The sequence below is a fragment of the Stenotrophomonas sp. GW821-FHT01H02A genome (genome assembly GCF_059422145.1).
This window is the reverse complement of the sequence record NZ_JBWKWI010000009.1, coordinates 171,500-191,826: the sequence shown is the minus strand read 5'-3', so window position 1 is coordinate 191,826 and position 20,327 is coordinate 171,500. Positions and strand designations below refer to the sequence as shown.

The 20,327-nt window shown below is 68.2% G+C and carries 14 protein-coding genes and 1 pseudogene; 9 read left to right on the top strand and 6 right to left on the bottom strand.

What is annotated here, in order from left to right; translation table 11 throughout:
- Positions 1 to 124: 124 nt before the first annotated feature.
- On the top strand, positions 125 to 1,081 hold the full coding sequence (locus AC07WC_RS14825) for a D-2-hydroxyacid dehydrogenase family protein (RefSeq protein ID WP_495210674.1): 957 nt from the start codon (positions 125 to 127) through the stop codon (positions 1,079 to 1,081).
- 6 nt (positions 1,082 to 1,087) lie between these two features.
- Here AC07WC_RS14825 and AC07WC_RS14820 read toward each other — a convergent pair.
- From AC07WC_RS14820 to hemH, 3 genes and pseudogenes are all read right to left on the bottom strand, one after another.
- Positions 1,088 to 2,837: pseudogene (locus AC07WC_RS14820) on the bottom strand (methyl-accepting chemotaxis protein).
- A 353-nt stretch (positions 2,838 to 3,190) separates the two neighbouring features.
- Positions 3,191 to 4,039, bottom strand: coding sequence for an alpha/beta fold hydrolase (locus tag AC07WC_RS14815; RefSeq protein WP_495210673.1), 849 nt, complete (start codon positions 4,037 to 4,039; stop codon positions 3,191 to 3,193).
- On the bottom strand, positions 4,036 to 4,998 hold the full coding sequence (gene hemH, locus AC07WC_RS14810; protein WP_495210672.1) for a ferrochelatase: 963 nt from the start codon (positions 4,996 to 4,998) through the stop codon (positions 4,036 to 4,038). Before hemH ends, AC07WC_RS14815 begins: the two co-directional genes overlap by 4 nt.
- A 187-nt stretch (positions 4,999 to 5,185) precedes the next feature.
- Here hemH and AC07WC_RS14805 point away from each other — a divergent pair, with 187 nt between their 5' ends.
- The 4 genes from AC07WC_RS14805 to tatC all read left to right on the top strand — a co-directional run bounded on the left by AC07WC_RS14805 (position 5,186) and on the right by tatC (position 7,689).
- Positions 5,186 to 6,082 (top strand): lipid-binding SYLF domain-containing protein, encoded by an 897-nt coding sequence (locus AC07WC_RS14805; protein WP_495210671.1) that lies wholly within the window; start codon positions 5,186 to 5,188, stop codon positions 6,080 to 6,082.
- A gap of 75 nt (positions 6,083 to 6,157) precedes the next feature.
- Positions 6,158 to 6,385 (top strand): Sec-independent protein translocase subunit TatA, encoded by a 228-nt coding sequence (gene tatA, locus AC07WC_RS14800; protein ID WP_019185586.1) that lies wholly within the window; start codon positions 6,158 to 6,160, stop codon positions 6,383 to 6,385.
- Between the two features lie 15 nt (positions 6,386 to 6,400).
- Positions 6,401 to 6,943 (top strand): Sec-independent protein translocase protein TatB, encoded by a 543-nt coding sequence (gene tatB, locus AC07WC_RS14795; protein WP_495210670.1) that lies wholly within the window; start codon positions 6,401 to 6,403, stop codon positions 6,941 to 6,943.
- Positions 6,940 to 7,689, top strand: a complete 750-nt coding sequence (gene tatC, locus AC07WC_RS14790; protein ID WP_495210669.1) for a twin-arginine translocase subunit TatC — start codon at positions 6,940 to 6,942, stop codon at positions 7,687 to 7,689. Before tatB ends, tatC begins: the two co-directional genes overlap by 4 nt.
- Before the next feature lie 43 nt (positions 7,690 to 7,732).
- Here the strand turns inward: tatC and AC07WC_RS14785 are convergent, their stop codons facing one another.
- From AC07WC_RS14785 to AC07WC_RS14775, 3 genes are all read right to left on the bottom strand, one after another.
- The gene (locus tag AC07WC_RS14785; protein ID WP_495210668.1) at positions 7,733 to 8,632 is read right to left on the bottom strand and encodes a BPSS1780 family membrane protein; all 900 of its coding nucleotides are present in this window, start codon (positions 8,630 to 8,632) and stop codon (positions 7,733 to 7,735) included.
- Positions 8,633 to 8,768: 136 nt separating this feature from the next.
- Positions 8,769 to 9,488: a glutamine amidotransferase gene (locus AC07WC_RS14780; RefSeq protein ID WP_495210667.1), complete on the bottom strand. Its 720-nt coding sequence runs from the start codon at positions 9,486 to 9,488 to the stop codon at positions 8,769 to 8,771.
- Entirely contained in the window at positions 9,460 to 11,298 is a 1,839-nt protein-coding gene (locus AC07WC_RS14775) for a GspE/PulE family protein (RefSeq protein ID WP_495210666.1), read from the bottom strand. Before AC07WC_RS14775 ends, AC07WC_RS14780 begins: the two co-directional genes overlap by 29 nt.
- An 82-nt stretch (positions 11,299 to 11,380) precedes the next feature.
- On the opposite strand from AC07WC_RS14775, the gene glyQ reads away from it, so the two are divergent.
- The 4 genes from glyQ to AC07WC_RS14755 all read left to right on the top strand — a co-directional run bounded on the left by glyQ (position 11,381) and on the right by AC07WC_RS14755 (position 20,290).
- The gene (glyQ, locus tag AC07WC_RS14770) at positions 11,381 to 12,292 is read left to right on the top strand and encodes a glycine--tRNA ligase subunit alpha (RefSeq protein ID WP_495210665.1); all 912 of its coding nucleotides are present in this window, start codon (positions 11,381 to 11,383) and stop codon (positions 12,290 to 12,292) included.
- The gene (glyS, locus tag AC07WC_RS14765) at positions 12,289 to 14,385 is read left to right on the top strand and encodes a glycine--tRNA ligase subunit beta (RefSeq protein WP_495210664.1); all 2,097 of its coding nucleotides are present in this window, start codon (positions 12,289 to 12,291) and stop codon (positions 14,383 to 14,385) included. The genes glyQ and glyS overlap by 4 nt, the downstream gene beginning before the upstream one ends.
- Positions 14,386 to 14,642: 257 nt before the next feature.
- Positions 14,643 to 16,448: an autotransporter assembly complex protein TamA gene (locus tag AC07WC_RS14760; RefSeq protein ID WP_495210663.1), complete on the top strand. Its 1,806-nt coding sequence runs from the start codon at positions 14,643 to 14,645 to the stop codon at positions 16,446 to 16,448.
- Positions 16,445 to 20,290: a translocation/assembly module TamB domain-containing protein gene (locus AC07WC_RS14755; protein ID WP_495210662.1), complete on the top strand. Its 3,846-nt coding sequence runs from the start codon at positions 16,445 to 16,447 to the stop codon at positions 20,288 to 20,290. The genes AC07WC_RS14760 and AC07WC_RS14755 overlap by 4 nt, the downstream gene beginning before the upstream one ends.
- The last annotated feature ends 37 nt before the right edge of the window (positions 20,291 to 20,327 follow it).

The following is a 20,327-nucleotide window of genomic DNA, read 5'->3' as shown; positions in this document are numbered from 1 at the left end:
GTCCGCGATCCGGCCCCGTTCGCGATCCGGCACGGGCATTCTGCCGTTGCCGTTGCACGCAGGGGCCTGTGGAGCATGTCGTCGTGCGGGCGTATCGTCGTGGCAGCTGATGACGGACACCCCCATGCCGCTGAACTGCGTGATTCTCGACGACTACCAGGCCGTGGCGACATCGTCCGCCGAGTGGTACCGGCTCGGCGAAGCGGTGCAGGTACGCACGCTGACGACGCCCCACACCGGCGATGCGCTGGTGGCCGCACTACAGGACGTGGAAATACTGGTGGTGATGCGTGAGCGCACGCCGATCACGGCCGCGCTGCTGGCCCAGCTCCCTCGCCTGCGTCTGCTGATCACCAGCGGCATGCGCAATGCCGCGATCGATGTGGCCGCTGCGAAGGCGCAGGGCGTGGTCGTGTGCGGAACCGACAGCCATCCCGAACCGGCCGTCGAGCTGACCTGGGCGTTGATCCTTGCTGTGATGCGTCACCTGGTGCCGGAGGTCAACGCCCTGCGCAGCGGTGGCCCCTGGCAGCAGAGCGTCGGTCGCGATCTGCACGGTGCACGACTGGGGTTGCTCGGGCTGGGCAAGATCGGCCAACGCGTCGCGCGGATCGGCCAGGCATTCGGGATGCAGGTCAGTGCGTGGAGTCCGAACCTGGATGCCGCCCGTGCAGAGGCCGCGGGCGTGCACCTGGCGGCGTCCAAGCAGGCACTGTTCGCCAGCAGCGACGTGGTGTCGCTGCACCTGGTACTGAGTGAGCGCACGCGAGGCATCGTCGATGCCGCTACCTTGGCCTGCCTGCCGGCACATGGCTGTCTGATCAATACCGCACGGGCCGGGCTGGTCGACCAGCAGGCACTGATCGAGGCCCTCACCGGGCAGCACATCGCCGCGGCAGGGCTGGATGTGTTCGATATCGAACCGTTGCCGGCCGCGCACCCGTTCCGTACGCTGCCCAACGTACTGGCGACGCCGCACCTGGGTTATGTCACCGAGCGCAACTATCGCGATTACTTCGGCCAGGCGGTCGAGGATATCGCCGCCTGGCTGCAGGGCGCGCCGCGGCGCGTGCTGGAGTGACGCCGATCAGGCCACTGCGGCCGGGCGGTACCCCTGTTCCTGATGGCGGAACACCGCTACCGCCAGGGTCAGGTCAGCTGCCTGCGCCTCCAGCAGCCGCGCCGCCGCGCTGGCCTCTTCGACAAGCGCCGCATTCTGCTGGGTCGCATCGTCCATCTGTGCCACGGTCTGGTTGACCTGATCGATGCCAGCGGCCTGCTCCTGCGAGGCCGAGGAAATGTCGGCCATGATGCCGCTGACACCGGCCACGCTGGTGACGATCTCACCCATGGTCTGCCCGGCGTCCTGGACCAGACGGGCGCCATCGGCGACCTGCTCCACGGAGGCATCGATCAGTCCCTTGATCTCCTTGGCGGCTTCGGCCGAACGCTGCGCCAGGCTGCGCACTTCGCTGGCGACCACGGCGAACCCCCGGCCCTGCTCGCCGGCCCTGCTCGCCGGCCCGTGCGGCTTCCACCGCCGCGTTGAGCGCGAGGATGTTGGTCTGGAACGCGATGCCGTCGATCACCCGGGTGATGTCGCCGATCCGGCGTGACGCGTTCTGGATGGCGTCCATGGTGGTCACCACCTGGCTTACCACCTGGCTGCCGCGCGTGGCGACGTCATGTGCGCCGTGGGCCAGTGCGCTGGCCTGGCGCGCATGCTCGGCGTTCTGGCGGACGGTCGAGGTCAGCTCTTCCATCGAGGCGGCGGTTTCTTCCAGATGCGCGGCCTGGCGCTCGGTACGCTCGGACAGGTCGTCGTTGCCGCTGGTGATCTCGCTGGCGGCCAGCGAGATCGCACCGGTGCACTGCTTGATCCGCTCGACCATCGCGGTCAGCTGTTCGGCGGTGGCATTGGCATCGCGCTGCATCGCTTCGAACGAGCCGTGGAAGTCGCCCCGCATGCGCTGGTCGAGGTCGCCGCCAGCGAGTGCGGCGAGCACGCGCCGGATTTCGCCGACCGTGCCACCGACGCTGTCCAGCAGCTGGTTGATGCCGCCGGTCAGGCCATTGAGGAAGCTGGCGGCACCGTCGGCCGGCTGCAGGCGACGATCAAGGTCGCCCTTGCTGGCCGCTTCGACGATGTCGGCCACGGCGGTCTCCAGCAACAGCTCGTGGGTACGGTCATGCCACTCCACCGCGAAGCCCTGGCGCTGGCCCTGCGCATCGAACACCGGCGTCACCACCTGGGCGAAATGCACCGGGCCGATTCGTACCCGGCCGTGGTGGGTGGCCATCAGCGTGTCGAGGATGCCCCGGATCCGGTCCGGGTTGGCATGGAAGCGATGGATGCTGCTGCCGACCAGGCGGTCGGCGTCGAAGTCGGGGAAGGCCTCGCGAAGACTCGCCTGCTGATTGCGCAGCAGGGTCACCACCGACTGGTTCACATAGCGGATCACATGGTCGTTGTCGGCGATCATCATCGCCGTACGGGAGACATCCAGCGCCTGCCGCACCTGGGCGTCGTGCGCGTGGTCCACGCTGTCGCGCGCCTGCGCGCGCGCCGCCTCCGCGGCGAGCGAGAGCGTTTGCGTCCGCGCCTGCCGCAGCGCATCGCCCTGCTGCCGCACACGCAACGCCACCAGGCCCAGCAGCACCGCCGCAGCTGCGACGGGAAGCAGCGCCCAGGGCTGCCGCTGCCAGATCGCAGCGATCACGGCGGCGGCGAGCAGCACCCCTGCGGTGACCAGACAGGCCACGTCAGCGAACGGCCGGGACGCGCACGTGCGCAGCAGGTCGGGTGGGCGGGACGAGGCATCGGGAATGGCGGACATGGCGGCTCCAGAATCATCAGAAAGCAGAGAGCCCGCGGCGCTGGCGCACGCAGGCGGATGCCGCGCCCGGCACCGGCTGCAGCAGCGGAAGGAAGCAGGGAGGCGCGTAGAGAGCACACAGCGCTGAACGCCGCGTCGGCGGTGGCGATCACCGCCGGCATGGCCCGGTCCTGTGGGCGATGGCACGGCCAATCCGGCATTGCGACGACGTTCCCTGGAAGCCTGGGTGGTGCGCGGCTTCGCAACGGCGGAGCAAGCGACGACGGTGCAGCCGATGAAGATCGGACTGCATCATCGGTATCGGTCGCTGTCGGGATAAGTTGAGTGCGACCGTGTGTCGCACCGTGCCGGGATTACGCGGCGATGAAGCCCCGGATCACCTCGGCCACCAGGCCCGGGTGCTCCATGTGCAGGTGGTGCGTGCCCGGGAACACGGCCAGGCGGCCCTCGCGCAGCAGACCGATGCGCTGGCTGCGCAGCGGCTCCGGGTAATACGGCTGGGCCGGCGTCGCGTAGATCACCTGGGTCGGGCATTCGATCGCGGCGAGCAGGTCGTCGATCTGCGCCTCACTCAGGCGCATTGCGGTGGGCAGCATCAGGCGTTGATCGCTGCACCAGCTGTACCCGCCCTCGACCGGCTTGACGCCCCGCTCGACCAGCAGCCGCGCGCACGGCTCGCTGAGCTGGTTGGTCATCATGCGGGCCCGGATCGGGGCGGACAGGTCCGGGAATACGCGCAGTGCGCGGGCAGGCAGGGTCCGCGCGGCGCGCACATGCTCGCGAAGACGCTGCGCCGTCTCATTCTCAGGACCCCGCAGGCCGCCGAGCGCCTCGATCGCGATCAGCCGCTCCACACGCTCCGGCGCGGCTGCCGCGGTGAGGCTGGCGATGCCGGCCCCCATCGAATGACCGAGCAGCACGAAGCGATCCCAGCCCAGCGCATCGGCGACATCAAGCACGTGGCAGATCGCACCGGGCGTGTTGTACTGCGTGCCCGGCGGCAGATGCGCACTGTGGCCGTGCCCGGGCAGATCGATCGCGACCAGCTCCAGCCCCGGCAACTGCGCGGCCAGCGGGACGAAGCTGGCCGCGTTGTCGAGCCAGCCATGCAGGGCCAACACGCGCAGGCCACCGCTCGTGGGCGAACGCAGGCCGGCCACGGTACTGCCGGCGACCGTCAGCGAGAACGCCTGCAGCGTCATGCGAGCGCCGCGATGCTCAGCCGCGACAGGGCCAATGCATGCGCCTGCGCGTCATTGAGACAGGGGATGTAGCGCATCGTCGCACCGCGCTGGGCCACGGTTTCGGTAAAGCCCATCGCCACTTCTTCCAGCGTTTCCAGGCAGTCGGTGGCAAAACCGGGGCAGACCACGTCCATGCTGCGCACACCGCTTTCGGCCATTGCCCACAGCGTGGGTTCGGCGTACGGCTGCAGCCACTTCTCGCGGCCGAACCGCGACTGATAGGTCAGCTGCCAGGCATCGTCGGGCAGCTCCAGCGCCTGCGCGATCGCCCGCGCACTGGCTTCGCAGCGCTGCGGATACGGATCGCCGGCATCGGCCAGGCGCTGCGGAATGCCGTGGAAGGAAAACACCAGCGTCTCGCTGCGGCCGTGCTGTGCCCACCATTGGCGAATGCTGCCGGCGACGGCGGCGACCCAGTCCGGATCGACCGCGTAATCGCGCACCAGGGTCACGGTGACGCCGGGATGCCTGGGCTGCCAAGCGCGCACCTGGTCCTCGATCGAGGCGGTGGTCGTGGTCGAGTACTGCGGATACAGCGGCAGTACCACGATCCGGCGCATGCCCTCGGCGGCCAGTCGATCCAGCTCGGCCGGCAGCGCGGGCGTGCCATAACGCATCGCGTGACGCACCCGCAGATCGGGCATCAGTCCTTGCATGGCCTCGGCGAGCCGGCGCGTATGGACCATCAGCGGAGAGCCCTCGGGCAGCCACACCTGGGCGTACTTGGCGGCCGAGCGACCACTGCGCAACGGCAGGATCAGCCCATACAGCAAGGGTTTCCAGAACAGCGGCGGAATCGCGACCACGCGCGGATCGCTGAGGAACTCAGCCAGGTAACGACGCACCGCCGGGGCGGTTGGCGTCTCGGGCGTGCCTAGATTGACCGCCAGCACGGCGGTGTCGGGTGCGTCGAGCATGGCGCCATTCTCGCAGGTCTACGCGATTGGCGGGATGGATTTAGATGATGAACACGATCCAGCAGGCACATCGACAGCCTGGAATACTCATTGCCGATTCATCCCCGGCCTTCTAACGTCGAGAAGCGTATCGACCCCGGTCGTACCTGCCGCTATCTTGTATGAATCGACTTTCTGGAGCCCACCCATGCGCCGCCTCAGCCTTGTACTGCTGATCTCCGCCAGCCTGCTGTCGACCCAGGCCATGGCCGGGCCCCAGGAGGACCAGCGCGCCCGCAATGCCGTGCGCGTCCTGAATGAAATCCAGAACATCCCCGAGCAGGGGATTCCGGACAAGCTGCTCGACGAAGGTCGCGCGGTCGTTGTCATTCCCGACACGATCAAGGCCGGCCTGGTGATCGGTGGTCGTCGCGGTCATGGCCTGATGTCGGTCAAAACCCCGGATGGCAGCTGGTCCAACCCGGTGTTCGTGAAGCTCACCGGCGGCAGCATCGGCTTCCAGGCCGGTGTGCAGTCCTCCGACGTGGTGCTGGTGTTCCGCAACGATCGCAGCCTGGACAATCTCGTCAACGGCAAATTCACCCTGGGCGCCGATGCCGGTGTGGCCGCCGGCCCGGTCGGCCGCAACGCCGCCGCCGCCACCGATGGCCAGCTGAAGGCGGAGATCTGGTCCTGGTCGCGTGCCCGCGGCCTGTTTGCCGGCGTGGCGCTGGATGGCGCCGTGCTGCAGATCGACGATGCCGCCAACCTGGACGCCTACGGCGGCAACACCACGCCGCGCATGGTCTTCGAAGGCCGCGTCGGTGAATCACCGTCGGTGGATGTGGTCGCCTTCCGTGATCGCCTGGAAGAAGCGACCTACACCGCCCGCGAGAAGCGCGGTACTGCCGGCAGCGCCCCGGCGCCGGCGGCCGCCCCGCGCGCCGCCGCCGTCCCGGTTCGACCTGAACAGGCACCGGCCGCGGCCGCTGCCGGCGCGACCACCGCCCCGCTGCAGTCCGTGCCGGCCGAGCCGGCCCCGCAGCAGGGCTTCCAGCCGGTCGGCGACGGTGAAGTCCGCACCGAATCGCTGGACGGCAACTGACTTTTGTCACGCGCGCCGGCTTACCGCCGGTGCGCTATGCTCAACCGTCTGATCACTACGTAACGCGAGCGGCTCATGGGCAGTTTCAGCATCTGGCATTGGTTGGTCGTGCTGGTCATCGTTCTGCTGGTGTTCGGCACCAAGAAACTGACCAGCGGCGCCAAGGACCTTGGCAGCGCCGTCAAGGAATTCAAGAAGGGCATGCGCGACGAGGACAAGCCGAACGCGCAGCTCAGCGACAGTTCGCGTCCGCAGGACTCGACGACGACGTCGCAGACCGAGCACGACCGCGACCCGCGCTGATCCGGGCGGCTTGGCGTGTTCGATATCGGTTTCAGTGAACTGCTGGTCATCGCGGTGGTGGCCTTGGTCGTGCTTGGCCCCGAGCGGTTGCCCAAGGCAGCGCGGTTCGCCGGGCTGTGGGTGCGCCGTGCCCGCAACCAGTGGGATTCGGTGAAGCAGGAGCTCGAACGCGAGCTGCATGCCGAAGAGATCAAGCGCCAGTTCGATGATGTGAAGTCCTCGGTACGCGATACCGAGTCGCAGCTGCGCGCCAGCGGCGAAGCGGTCCGCCGCGAGGCCGAGCAGATGCGCCAGGAGGTGGCGCGCCAGGGCCAGGGCGTTGCCGCTGCCGCGGACGACGAGCCGGTGATGACCGGCCCGGCGCCGGGCTCTCCGGCCAGCACGGCCCAGCATGTGGTGGCGACCGATGAGGTCGAGCCGCCGCGCGATGCGATGGCCCCGCCGGGGATCGATGGCAGTGCGCCCCGTGCGGACGTGCCGGCACCGTTGCCGACGTCGACGGATACCGCGCCGCCTACACCTACGCCCACGCCGCCGAACGACGAGGCACCGCGATGAGCGAGCATGAAAGCAGCGAGAGCTCGCTGGTCGAACACCTGATCGAACTGCGCGCGCGCCTGGTACGTGCGCTGATCGGCCTGGGCGTGGTGCTGTTGTGCCTGATGCCGTTCTCGCGGCAGATCTACACGATGGTCGCCGAACCGCTGATCTCGCAGCTGCCGAACGGGCAGACGATGATCGCGACCAATCCGGCCGGCGCCTTCTTCGCGCCGTTGAAGCTGACCTTCTTCGTGGCGGTGTTCATCGCCGTGCCGTGGCTGCTGTTCCAGCTGTGGTCGTTCGTGGCGCCGGGCCTGTATGCCCGCGAAAAACGCCTGGCCGTGCCGTTGCTGGCCTCGTCGGTGCTGCTGTTCTATCTGGGCTGCGCCTTCGCATACTTCCTGGTGTTGCCGGCGGTGTTCCACTTCCTCACCACGTTCCGCCCGGAGGTGATCGCGATCACGCCGGACGCGACGGCATACCTGGACTTCGTGCTGGCGATCTTCTTCGCCTTCGGCACCAGCTTCGAGTTGCCGGTAGCGATGGTGATCCTGGTGCTGCTGGGCTGGATCACGCCGCAGCAGTTCAAGGAAGGCCGCGGCTATGCGATCGTCGGCATCTTCGTGCTGGCCGCGGTGCTGACGCCGCCGGACGTGGTCTCGCAGCTGATGCTGGCCATCCCGATGTGCCTGCTCTACGAACTGGGCATCCACGCGGCACGCTGGCTGGTGCCACGCCAGGGCGGGAAAGAACAACCGGAATGATGCGCAAACAGAAACCCCGGCCTCGGCCGGGGTGTTGTGTTGATCAGGCGGCGAACACGTTGTTCGGGCCGGGCATCGGCGGCGGAGTCTGCGCACCCTGCTGGCCGAACATCTGCTTCCACGCGGTGTAGATGGCACCGGCGAACACCGGCATCACGACGCCCATCAGCAGCAGCTGCGCCACGAACAGGGCGAGCATGGTGCCGCCGATCAGCTGCGCGATCAGGGCCACCAGCATCACGCCGAAGTAGATCGCGAACACCGCCACGAAGGCGAGCAGGAAGAACACCAGCATCGCCAGCACGTTGTGCAGGCACGCGCGCAGGCTCAGGCGCATCGCCTGCAGGCCGTTGCGGTGCTCGAACATCACCTGCGGCGGCAGGGTGAACAGCGCCAGCGCCATGGCCAGGAAGGTGACCACCACCAGCGCCAGCCACAGCAGGATGCGCATCGCCGGCAGGCTCGCCATCAGCTCTTCGATCTGCGCCGGGTCCGGCTGCGCACCGGACTGGCTGATCGCGTTGAGCTGCACCATCACCTCGCTCAGGTGCTGCAGGCCACTGCTGCCGATCAGCACCAGCAACAGCACGCCCAGGAACAGGCCGGCCACCAGTTGCGGCAGCAGCGAGGCGAGCAGGTTCAGGGCGCGGCCTTCATGCAGCCCCTGCAGCAGGTGTGCCGGCTGCGCGACGCGGCCCTGGTCGACTTCGCGCACGGCCCAGACCAGGCCACCGAAGAACAACGGGCCGGCCAGTGCCATCAACAGCTGTGCCAGCGTGCTCAGCGCCGGGCTGACCATCGCCAGCGACATCACCAGCAATGCGGCCACGGCCCAGATCACGCCGAGCAGGCCCAGCGCCAACGGCGCCTTGCGCAGCAGGGTGAAACCCGACACCAGCCATTCCGCGCCGGCGGAGGCCGGCAGCTTGCGAATCTCGCTCATAACATTCCGGGGACAGGGGAGGAGGCGCGAACGCCCGATTGCGGTCGATTATCCCTGTTTTCCCGACGCGTGACCTGAAGGCCGCCGTGCGCGGCGCGGACGCTGCGTTGCGCCCGGGGCCTTGCCGGTGCTGGCCTCAGGCGTTGCGCGCCTGGCGGACGAAACGGCGCAGCAGCTGGCGGGCCAGCGGCGCGGCGCTGACCTCGCGGGCGACGCTGCGCGCGCACCCGCCATGCTGGCGGATGCAGTCGGCGCGGGCGCGGACGTAGCCGCGCATGTGGTGGGTGGCGAACTCGGGATGGAACTGCACGCCCCAGGCATGCGCGCCCCAGCGGAAGGCGTGGCAGTTGTCCTGCGCCGAGCGGGCCAGGATCGCCGCGCCCTCGGGGGCACGCAGCACCGTCTGCAGGTGGGTGGCGTGGGCCGGGAAGCGTGCCGGCAGGCCACCGAACAGCGGATCATCGACCGCCGACGGATCCAGTGCCAGCTGGATCGTGCCGGATTCACGGCCGGCCGGGTTGTAGGCGACTTCGCCGCCCAGTGCGTGGGCCAGCAGCTGGTGGCCGTAGCAGATGCCGAACACCGGGCGGTCGTCGTGGGCGGCATCGCGCAGCCATTGCGCGCTGCGCTCGCTCCACTCGGCACGGTCGGTAACGTAGGCGGCCGAGCCGCTGACGATCACCCCGGCGAAGTCGCGATGGCTGGGCAGGGCGCCTCCGTGCTCGACATCGACCACCACGGTCTCGTCGGCGTCGAGTCCGGCCGCGACCCGGATCCAGTGCGAGAACCGCCCGTAGCGTCGCAGCGAGGCGACGGGCTGGCCGGTTTCAAGAATCAGGAACGGGGCGGAGTTCATCCGGGGGAGGCAGGACCGAAAGGACTTCCTCGATTGTAGTCAGCCCTGCCGCTACCTTTTCAAGCCCCGCGCGGCGCAGGGTTCGTACCCCTTCAGCACGTGCGGCACGGTTGAAGGCGGCCAGGTCCATGTCCGCGCGGATGTGCCGGCGCAGGCTGGAACCCAATGGCAGCAACTCATACAGGCCCACGCGGCCGAGGAATCCGGTGCGCCGGCAGTCGATGCAGCCGACCGGTGCATATGGCGTGGGCGCCTGAGGTAATGTTGCATCGGCATCAGTCAGCACCGCCCACTGCTCGGCCGAGAGCACCGCGGGCACCTTGCAGCTGGGGCACAGGGTGCGCACCAGGCGTTGGGCCAACACTCCGTTGAGGGTGGAGGCAAGCAGGTAATGCGGCACGCCCAGATCGAGCAGGCGCGTGATCGCCGAAGGTGCATCGTTGGTATGCAGGGTGGAGAGCACCAGGTGGCCGGTCAGCGAAGCCTGGACCGCCATCTGCGCCGTCTCCAGGTCGCGGATCTCGCCGATCATGATGATGTCCGGGTCCTGCCGCAGCAGGGTCCGCACGCCGCTGGCGAAATCCAGGTCGATGTTGGTCTGCACCTGCATCTGGTTGAACTCCGGCGCGATCATTTCGATCGGGTCTTCCACCGTGCAGACATTCACGTCCGGGGTGGCCAGCCGCTTCAGCGTGGAATACAGGGTGGTGGTCTTGCCCGAGCCGGTCGGCCCGGTGACCAGCACGATGCCGTGCGGGCGCTCGACCAGGGCCGTCCAGCCGGCCGCTTCCTGCGGGCTGAAACCGAGCTGGTCGATGCTCTTGAACGCGGCATCCGGGTCGAAGATGCGCATCACGCACTTTTCGCCGAACGCGGTGGGCATGGTCGACAGGCGCATTTCCACTTCGCGCCCGCCCGGCGAGCGGGTCTTGATGCGGCCGTCCTGCGGACGCCGGCGTTCAGCCAGGTCCATCCGGCCCAGCACCTTGATCCGGCTGACCACCGCGGTCATCACCGCCGGCGGCACCTCGAACACCTTGTGCAGCACGCCGTCGATGCGGAAGCGCATGCGCCCCATGTCGCGGCGCGGCTCCAGGTGGATGTCCGAGGCGCGCTGCTCGTAGGCGTACTGCAGCAGCCAATCCACGATATGCACGATGTGCTGGTCGTCGGCGTTGACGTCGCCGGCCCGGCCCAGCTCGACCAGCTGCTCGAAGCTGGGCAGGGTGCTGCTGGTCTCGCCGCGCACGTCGCCACGGGCGCCGCGCACCGAGCGCGTCACCCCGTAGAACTCCATGGTGTAGCGGTGCAGGTCGAGCGGGTTGACCATCGCCAGTTCGATCCGGCGGCGGCTCAGATGCTGCAGGTCGCGCAGCCATTCCTGGGCCAGCGGCTCGCTGGTGGCGACCAGCACGCGCTCGCTGTCCACTGCCAGCGGCAGGAAGCGGTGGCGCCGGGCATAGGCATGGGACACCAGGGCGGTGACCGCCGAGACGTCGACCCGGGTCGGGTCCACCCGCAGGTAGCGTACGCCCGCGCGCTGGGCCAACCACTCGCTGAGGCGCTCGAGGCCGAGCTCACCGCCGCCGCTGGCGCCCAGCTTCAGGTTGGCCAGCAGCACCAGCGGATGGACCTCGCTGGCATTGCGTGCGCCCTGGGCCGAGAACCGGATCCGTTCCAGATCGGCATCGGCCACCAGGCCATCGGCGACCAGCGCCGCGGCGACCTGGTCGAAGTCCAGGCGGCCATGCGGCAGGGGCACGCCCGGTGCAGGAACGCGGGCAACGGCCGCTGGCAGGCGTGGATCCATCCTCCAATTCCCCAAGGCACGGAAGGCCCGTGCGGTCGGTCGCTATACTAGCGCACCCCTCCTGCAGGCAAGAATCCGCCGCATGTCCGTCACCAAGAGCGTTCCGATCACTTTCCAGGGCCTGATCCAGACCCTCAACCAGTATTGGGCGCAGCAGGGCTGCGTGCTGATCCAGCCGCTGGACCTGGAGGTCGGTGCCGGTACCTTCCACCCGGCCACCTTCCTGCGCTCGATCGGTCCGGAAAGCTGGAACGCCGCGTACGTGCAGCCCTCGCGCCGCCCGACCGACGGCCGCTACGGCGAGAACCCCAACCGCCTGCAGCGCTACTACCAGTACCAGGTGGCGATGAAGCCGAGCCCGGACAACATCCAGCAGCTGTACCTGGATTCGCTCAAGGCGCTGGGCATCGACCCGCTGGTGCACGACCTGCGCTTCGTCGAGGACAACTGGGAATCGCCGACGCTCGGCGCCTGGGGCCTGGGCTGGGAAGTGTGGTTGAACGGGATGGAAGTCACCCAGTTCACCTATTTCCAGCAGGCCGGCGGCCTGGAGTGCAAGCCGGTGCTCGGCGAGATCACCTACGGTCTGGAGCGCCTGTGCATGTACCTGCAGAACTGCGACAACGTCTATGACCTGATCTGGACCTACGGTCCGGATGGCACCCCGGTCACCTACGGCGATGTGTACCTGCAGAACGAGATCGAGCAGAGCACCTACAACTTCGAATATGCCGACGTGGACGAAATGTTCCATCGCTTCGATGCCTGTGAAAAAGAAGCGCAGACGCTGGTCGAAGTCGGGCTGCCGCTGCCGGCCTACGAGCAGGTCTGCAAGGCCAGCCATGCCTTCAACCTGCTGGATGCGCGCCGCGCGATCAGCGTGACCGAGCGCCAACGCTACATCCTGCGCGTGCGCGCGCTGGCCCAGGCCGTGGCCAGGCTGTACGAGGCCAAGCGCCTCGAAGCCGTCGCCGCCAAGGAGGTGCAGGCATGAGCACGATGCTGCCGCTGCTGATCGAACTGGGTACCGAAGAGCTGCCGGTCAAGGCGCTGCCGGGCCTGGCCCTGGCCTTCTTCGATGGCGTCGTGGACGGCCTGAGCAAGCGTGGCGTGGCCATCGAACGCGGTGATGCCAAGCCGCTGTCGACCCCCCGCCGTCTGGCGGTGCTGCTGCCCGGCGTCGCCGTTGAACAACCGGAACAGCACAGCGAAGTGCTGGGCCCATACCTGAACATCGCGCTGGATGCCGAGGGTCAGCCGACCAAGGCGTTGCAGGGTTTCGCGGCCAAGGCCGGGATCGACTGGACCGCGCTGGAGCGCACCAGCGATGCCAAGGGCGAGCGCTTCGTGCATCGCTCCACCACCGCCGGCGCGCGCACCGCGACGCTGCTGCCGGAGATCCTCCGCGAGGCGATCGCGGCGATGCCGATCCCCAAGCCGATGCGCTGGGGCAGCCACACCTATGGCTTCGCCCGACCGGTGCACTGGCTGGTGCTGCTGCATGGCCCGGACATCATCGAGGCCGAGGTGCTGGGCCTGAAGGCCGACCGCATGAGCCGTGGCCATCGCTTCATGCATGACAAGACCGTGTGGCTGAGCGCGCCGGAGGACTACGTCGCTTCGCTGCAGGCCGCCTCGGTGCTGGTCGATGCCGACGCGCGCCGCGCGCGCATCGTCGAGCAGGTCAACGCGGCAGCCGCCCAGGCCGGTGGCCAGGCACGCATCACCCCGGACAACCTGGAGCAGGTGGTCAACCTGGTCGAATGGCCGGCGCCGGTGCTGTGCAGTTTCGAGCGCGAGTTCCTGGCGGTCCCGCAGGAAGCGCTGATCGAGACGATGGAGATCAACCAGAAGTTCTTCCCGGTGCTCGATGCCGGCGGCAAGCTGACCGAGAAGTTCATCGGCATCGCCAACATCGAGTCCAAGGACGTGGCCGAAGTGGCCAAGGGCTACGAGCGCGTGATCCGCCCGCGTTTCTCCGATGCCAAGTTCTTCTTCGACGAAGATCTCAAGCAGGGCCTGGAAGCGATGGGCGACGGCCTGAAGACCGTCACCTACCAGGCCAAGCTCGGCTCGGTGGCCGACAAGGTGGCCCGCGTGGCCGCCCTCGCCGAGGCCATCGCGCCGCAGGTGGGCGTGGACCCGGTGCTGGCCAAGCGTGCGGCGGTGCTGGCCAAGAACGACCTGCAGTCGCGCATGGTCAATGAGTTCCCGGAACTGCAGGGCATCGCCGGCCGGCATTACGCCGTGGTCGGCGGGGAGTCGCCCGAGGTCGCGCTGGCCATCGACGAGGCCTACCAGCCGCGCTTCGGTGGTGATGACATCGCGCTGTCGCCGCTGGGCAAGGTGCTGGCCATCGCCGAGCGTCTGGACACGCTGGCCGGCGGCTTCGCCGCGGGCCTGAAGCCGACCGGCAACAAGGATCCGTTCGCGCTGCGCCGCAACGCGCTGGGCCTGGCCCGCACGGTGATCGAGAGCGGGTTCGAGCTGGATCTGCGCGCGCTGGTCGCCACCGCCATCGCCGGTCTGCCGGCGGGCGTGCAGCCCAGTGCCGAGCGCAAGACCGAGGCGCTGCCGCAGGACCTGTACGACTTCATCCTCGACCGCCTGCGCGGCTACTACGCCGACAAGGGCGTGCCGGCCACGCACTTCAACGCGGTGGCCGAGCTGAGGCCGGCCTCGCTGTACGATTTCGACCGCCGCATCGATGCCATCGGCACGTTCGCCGCGCTGCCGGAAGCCGAAGCGCTGGCCGCGGCCAACAAGCGCATCCGCAACATCCTGCGCAAGGCCGAGGGCGCGATCCCGGGCATGATCGACCCGGCGCTGCTGGCAGAGCCGGCCGAGAGCGAACTGGCCGAAGCGGTGGAAGCGGCGATCGATGACAGCAATGCCAGCCTGCACCAGAAGGACTACGTAAGCGTGTTGAACCGGTTGGCGCGCCTGCGCCCGCAGGTGGATGCGTTCTTCGATGCGGTGATGGTCAATGCCGAGGATCCCGCGCTGCGTGCCAATCGCCTGGCCCTGCTCAAGCGCCTGGGCGACCGCCTGGGCAGCGTGGCGGCGATCGAACACCTGTCCAACTGACGCCGCGGGGCACGGTGCCCCAAGGCGCACCAGAAGGCGCGACGGCTTCGGCTGCTCGCGCCTTCTGCATTTTCGGGGTGCCACCCGCGCGTCGCGCATCGTGGGTGCTGGATGCGTCATGGGCTGTCGCGGACGACTTTGTCCGACACCGTGCTGTCATCGATCAGGGCCAGCGCGACAGTCGCCACGTTCTCGCGGAATTTAACGGCTTCTTCACCGCCGTTCTGAAACGCCCACGTCGATTTCGCATGCTCGCAATGGCCCGTTATGCTGTCGCCATGCAGCCAACGAAATTCGCCCTTCCCCTGATGTTCCTGTCCCTTGCCACCGCCTCGGTGGCACATGCGCGCGGGACCATCGAAAAAGTGGACATCAAAGGACTGGACAAGGGCGATGACGCCGAGATGATCGAGAACATCGAGGTCTCGCTGTCCCTGTACGACACCATCGGCAAGGTCCAGGGCGAGTCGCGGCTGGAGTATCTGCTGTCCCAGGCCGAGCGCCAGACCCGCGAGGCGCTGGAACCGTTCGGCTACTACAACCCGACCATCACCGTCGAAAGCCCCCGCGAAGGCGAGAACCTGCGCGTGGTGATCCAGGTCGACAAGGGTCCGCCGACCCTGGTCCGCCGCGAGCACATCGACATCACCGGCCCGGCCCAGCTGGACCAGTACCTGCAGGAAGACCTGGAGAACTTCAAGCCGCGCAAGGGCCAGCGTTTCGAGCACACCGAGTACGAAGCCAGCAAGATCCGGGTGACCCGGCGCCTGGCCGAGCGTGGTTACTTCGATGCCGATTTCACCCAGCGCCAGGTCCAGATCACCCGCGCCGAGAACGCGGCCGACGTCGATCTCACCTGGGACAGTGGCCGCCGCTACAACATGGGCGAAATCCGCTTCCACCAGGATTACTTCGTCGACAAGCTGTTCGACCCGCTGGTGTACTGGGACGAAGGCAGCTATTTCCACGAGGGCAAGCTGGACCGCCTGCGCGAATCACTGACCAAGCTCGATTACTTCAGCGTGATCGACATCCAGCCGCGCCCGGACCAGGCCGATGAGAATGGCGACGTGCCGGTGGACGTCAACCTGACCCGCGCCAAGCGCACGATCTACACCGCCGGCCTGAGCTACGGCAGCGAGAGTGGCGCCGGTGTGCGTGGTGGCCTGGAGCGGCGCTTCCTCAACAGTCGCGGCCACAAGATGAACACCCAGCTCGACTATGCGCAGAAGCGCAAGAGCCTGGTCACCAGCTACCGCATTCCGGCCTTCAACTGGCTCGATGGCTGGTACGCGTTCACTGCCAGCGCGTATGACGAGCAGACCGATTACATCGACCTGCGCAACTTCAAGCTGTCGGCCAGCCGCAGCGGCGAGATCAACGAGAACTGGACCGCGATCGCCTCGATCAACGCCCTGCGCGAGCGCTGGCGTTATGCCTCGGGCACCGAGTTCACCGATGCGGTCTACAACACCTCCACGCTGGTCTACCCGCAGCTGGTGGCCGACTACGTCAACGTCGACGATGAGATGTTCCCGCGCCGCGGCCTGAGTGGCAGCGCGACCCTGCGTGGCGGCATCGAAGGCGCCGGCTCGGACACCAGCTTCGTGCAGGCCAACATGGTGCTGCGCTGGTATGTGCCGATCGGTGACACCGACCGCCTGATCCTGCGCGGCGAAGGCGGCACCACCTGGACCAGCGATCTGGTCGCGATGCCGCCGAGCCTGCGCTTCTTCGCCGGCGGCGACCGCAGCATCCGCGGTTATGCCTTCCGCGAAGTCGGCCCGCGCACCGCACCGCCGGACAAGTACGCGCTCGGCGCGAAAAACCTGGTGGTCGGCTCGGCCGAGTATGAGCATTACTTCAAGGGCGGGCCGTGGGGCGCGGCCGTGTTCGTGGACACCGGCAGCGCGTTCGACAACACCATCGACCTGCATACCGGCGTGGGCTTCGGCGTGCGCTGGAAATCGCCGGTGGGCCCGGTGCGCGTGGACATCGCGCATGGCCTGAACAACCCGGATTCGCAGTTCCAGCTGTACCTGAACATCGGAGCGGACCTGTGAGCACACCGACGCCGTCCGCACCCGCCACCCCACCGCCGCCGCGCGTGCGCTTCTACCGCAGGCGCCGCTTCTGGGCGTGGTCCGGCTTCACCGTGCTCGGCCTGGTGCTGCTGGCCCTGCTGCTGGTGTACTGGTTGCTGCAGACCGTGGCCGGCCGCGATGTGCTGCTGGCCCAGGTGGTCGCACGGTTGCCGGTCGGTGCGTCGCTGACGTGGAGCAAGGTGGATGGTCCCGTCGCCGGGCCGCTGGTGCTGCACGATCTGGACTTCCGCTACGACGACATCCATTTCACCGCCGAGCGCGCCTATCTGGATCCGGACATCCGCCCGCTGCTGGGCCGCAAGCTGCAGCTCGATGCGCTGCAGATCAAGAACGCGACGCTGAACCTGGCCAAGAGCGATGAGCCGTTCGAGCTGCCCTCGTGGCCGGATTCGCTGCCGCAGATCGAAATGCCGCTGGCGATCCAGGCCGATACGATCATCATCGATGGCTTCCGTATCACCCAGGCGCAGCAGCCGCTGATCGACATCGCCAAGGTGCGCGGTGGCGTGGAGATCGCCAATGGCGAATTCCGCGCGACCCAGCTCAAGGTCGACAGCGACATGGGCGATTTCCGCGTGGACGGTCGTTATCTGCCACGCAGCGATTACGACACCGACATCACCCTCGGCGCACTGATGCCGGCCCCGCGCGGGCGTACCCCGGCGCGGCTGGGGCTGGTCGCGCGCGGCGACCTGGGGCACATGGAAGTGGCGATCGCCGGCAACGCACCGGCGCCGCTGCAGGCCAGCCTGGTCTTTGATGGCCGCACCGATCCGGTCTGGAAACTCACCGCACGCAGCAAGGAACTCGACCTGGCCCTGCTGGTGCCGGGGATGGACGCCAGCACCAGCACGCCGATGGCGCTGGATGTGCAGGCCGACGGCAAGGGCGGCCAGGCCAATCTGCAGGGCAGCTTCAAGCAGGGCGACATCGCGGTGGAACTGGCGCCGTCCAAGGTCGGCCTGGCCGACCAGGTACTGACCGTGTCGCCGCTGCAGGTGAAGGGCTTCGGTGGACAGGCGCGGCTGGAAGGCATCGCTGATTTCACCGACAAGGAAAACGCCAGCCTGCGCTTCTCCATCGTCGCCAACGACCTGACCTTCGTGCCTGCGGCCGATACGACCACTCCGGGCGCCGCTGCGCCGGTGCCGGTGACGCTCAAAGAAGCGCGCATGGGCCTGGCCGGCACGCTGAAGGCGTGGGCGGCGGTTGGCCGTGCCTCGGTTGAACGCGAGAAACAGGTGGCCGATCTGCGGTTCGACGTACGCGGCAACGACCAGGCCGCCGTGATCAAACAGTTGCAGGCCAGCACGCCGGGCGGCTCGCTGGATGTCAGCGGCCAGGTGGCCTGGGCACCGCAGCTGGACTGGGACGTGGCCGCCAAGCTGGCCGGTTTCGATCCGGGTTATTTCGCGCCGGGCTGGGACGGCAAGCTGTCCGGCTCGTTCGCCTCCAAGGGCCGCCAGTTGCCACCGCCCGCGGGCAGCCCAGCCGGTACCGCCGGCAGCTATGAAGCCACCGTCGATGTGCCGGGCATCAAGGGCACGCTGCGCAAGCGCGCGCTGGATGCGCAGGGCAGGTTCGCGCTGCGCGGGCAGCAGGGCGAGGGCAACCTCAAGCTCGCGCTGGGCAACAGCCGGCTGACCGCCAAGGGCTCGGTCGGTGACCGGCTGGATATCGATGCGCAGCTGGAGCCGGTGCAACTGGCTGACCTGCTGCCCAACAGCACCGGCAGCCTGCGCGGCCACGTGCTGATCAAGGGCGCACGTACCGCACCGGACATCACCGCCGATCTGGTCGGCAATGGCCTGCGCTGGGACGACTGGAGCGCCGAGGCGATCAGCATCAAGGGCCGCCTGCCATGGCAGGGCGACAGCGGCACGCTGGCGGTGCAGGGCAGCAAGGTGCAGGTGGGCATGCTGCTGGACACGCTCAACGTGGATGCCCGCGGCAGCCTGTCCAACCTGCGCGTGGATGCGCAGACGAAAAACGAACTCGGTGCCGTCGCGCTGCAGGGCGGCGTGCGCCAGCAGGGCCAGAGCTGGCGCGGCGACCTGACCGCGCTGCGCATCGCCCCGATGAAGGGCGATGCCTGGAGCCTGCGCGCACCGGCTACCTTCAGCGTGCAGGGCAGCAACTTCACCCTCAGCGATGCCTGCCTGGGGGCCGCCACCGGCGGTGCGCTGTGCGCCAGCGCGAACTGGCCGCGCGAAGGCCTGCTCGTGCGCGGCGATGCATTGCCGCTGTCGCTGGTGCAGCCCTGGTTGCCGCCGCAGTCCGGCCGCCGCATCTTCCTGCGCGGTGAAGTGAATCTGGACGGGCGCATCCGCCCGCGCGGCAACGCGTGGGAAGGCAGCGCCTCGGTCACCTCACGCGAAGGCGGCGTGCGCCTGGGCGACAACGCGCGTGGCGAACTGGTGCGCTACGATCAGTTCTCGGTGAACCTGGAGATGACCCCGCAGCAGATCAACGCCAAGCTCGGTGTCGGCTTCCAGGGCGACGGCTTCGTCGATGCCAAGGTGCAGACCGGCTGGGATGCGAACGCACCGCTGACCGGCGAGCTCTACATGAACATCGCGCGGCTGTATTGGCTCGAACTGTTCTCGCCGGATATCGTGCGTCCGACCGGGCTGATCGAAGGCCACGTCAGCCTGCGTGGCACCCGCGGCACGCCTTCGCTCGGCGGCGAAGCCACGCTGAGCAAGTTCAACGGCGAGTTCCCCGCGCTGGGGCTGACCTTCGCCGAGGGCAAGGGCAGCTTCACCGCGCAGCCGGACGGCTCGGCCAAGATCACCGCCCAGGCCAACTCCGGCAAGGGCACGTTGTATGTCGATGGCGGGCTGTCCTGGTTCGGCGACGCACAGCCGCTGCAGCTGCATATCCACGGTGAGAACGTGCTGCTGGCCAACACCAGCGAACTGCGCGTGGTGGCCAACCCCAACCTCGACTTCACCCTGGCGGGCAGCACGATGCAGTTGCGTGGCACGGTGCATGTGCCCGAAGCGGACCTGGACCTGGAGCGCCTGGACCGCGGTACGTCGGTTTCCGAAGACGTGGTGGTGCTGGACCCGGTCGATCCGGAAGAAGGCCCCAGCTCGCCGCTGGACATGGACCTGACCGTCAGCCTGGGCGACCAGGTCAAGATGGCCGGGTTCGGGCTGAAGGGCGCGCTGACCGGCAAGATGCAGGTGTGGGCGCGCCCCGGACGCGAGATGACCGCCAACGGCGGGCTCGAAGTCAGTGGCCGCTACAAGGCCTACGGCCAGGACCTGACCATTACCCGCGGCAACTTGAACTGGAACTACAACGCGGTCTCCGATCCGCGCATCAACATCCGGGCCCAGCGTACTGTCGGCGACATCACCGCCGGCATCGATGTGACCGGCCGGGCGCAGTCGCCGCGCGTGGACGTGTGGTCGGACCCGGCGATGTCGCAGTCCGAAGCACTGGCCTACCTGGTGCTGGGCCGCAGCCTCACCGGGGCCAGCAGCGACCAGGCCCAGCAGGTCAACGCGGCCTCGGCGGCGCTGTCGGCCGGCAGTGGCCTGCTCGCTTCCCAGCTGGGGGCCAAGCTCGGCCTGGACGACGCCGGCGTGAGTCAGTCGCGCGCGCTGGGCGGCTCGGTGATCGGCTTCGGCAAGTACATCTCGCCCAAGCTGTACATCGGCTACGGCGTCTCGCTGGTCGGCAGTGGATCGGTACTGACGCTGAAGTACCTGCTGCGCCGCGGTTTCGATGTGGAGCTGGAATCGAGCACGGTGGAGAACCGCGGGTCGCTGAACTGGCGGCGGGAGAAGTAAGCCGCGGACGGTGGTCAGGTGCCCCTGACCATCGGCC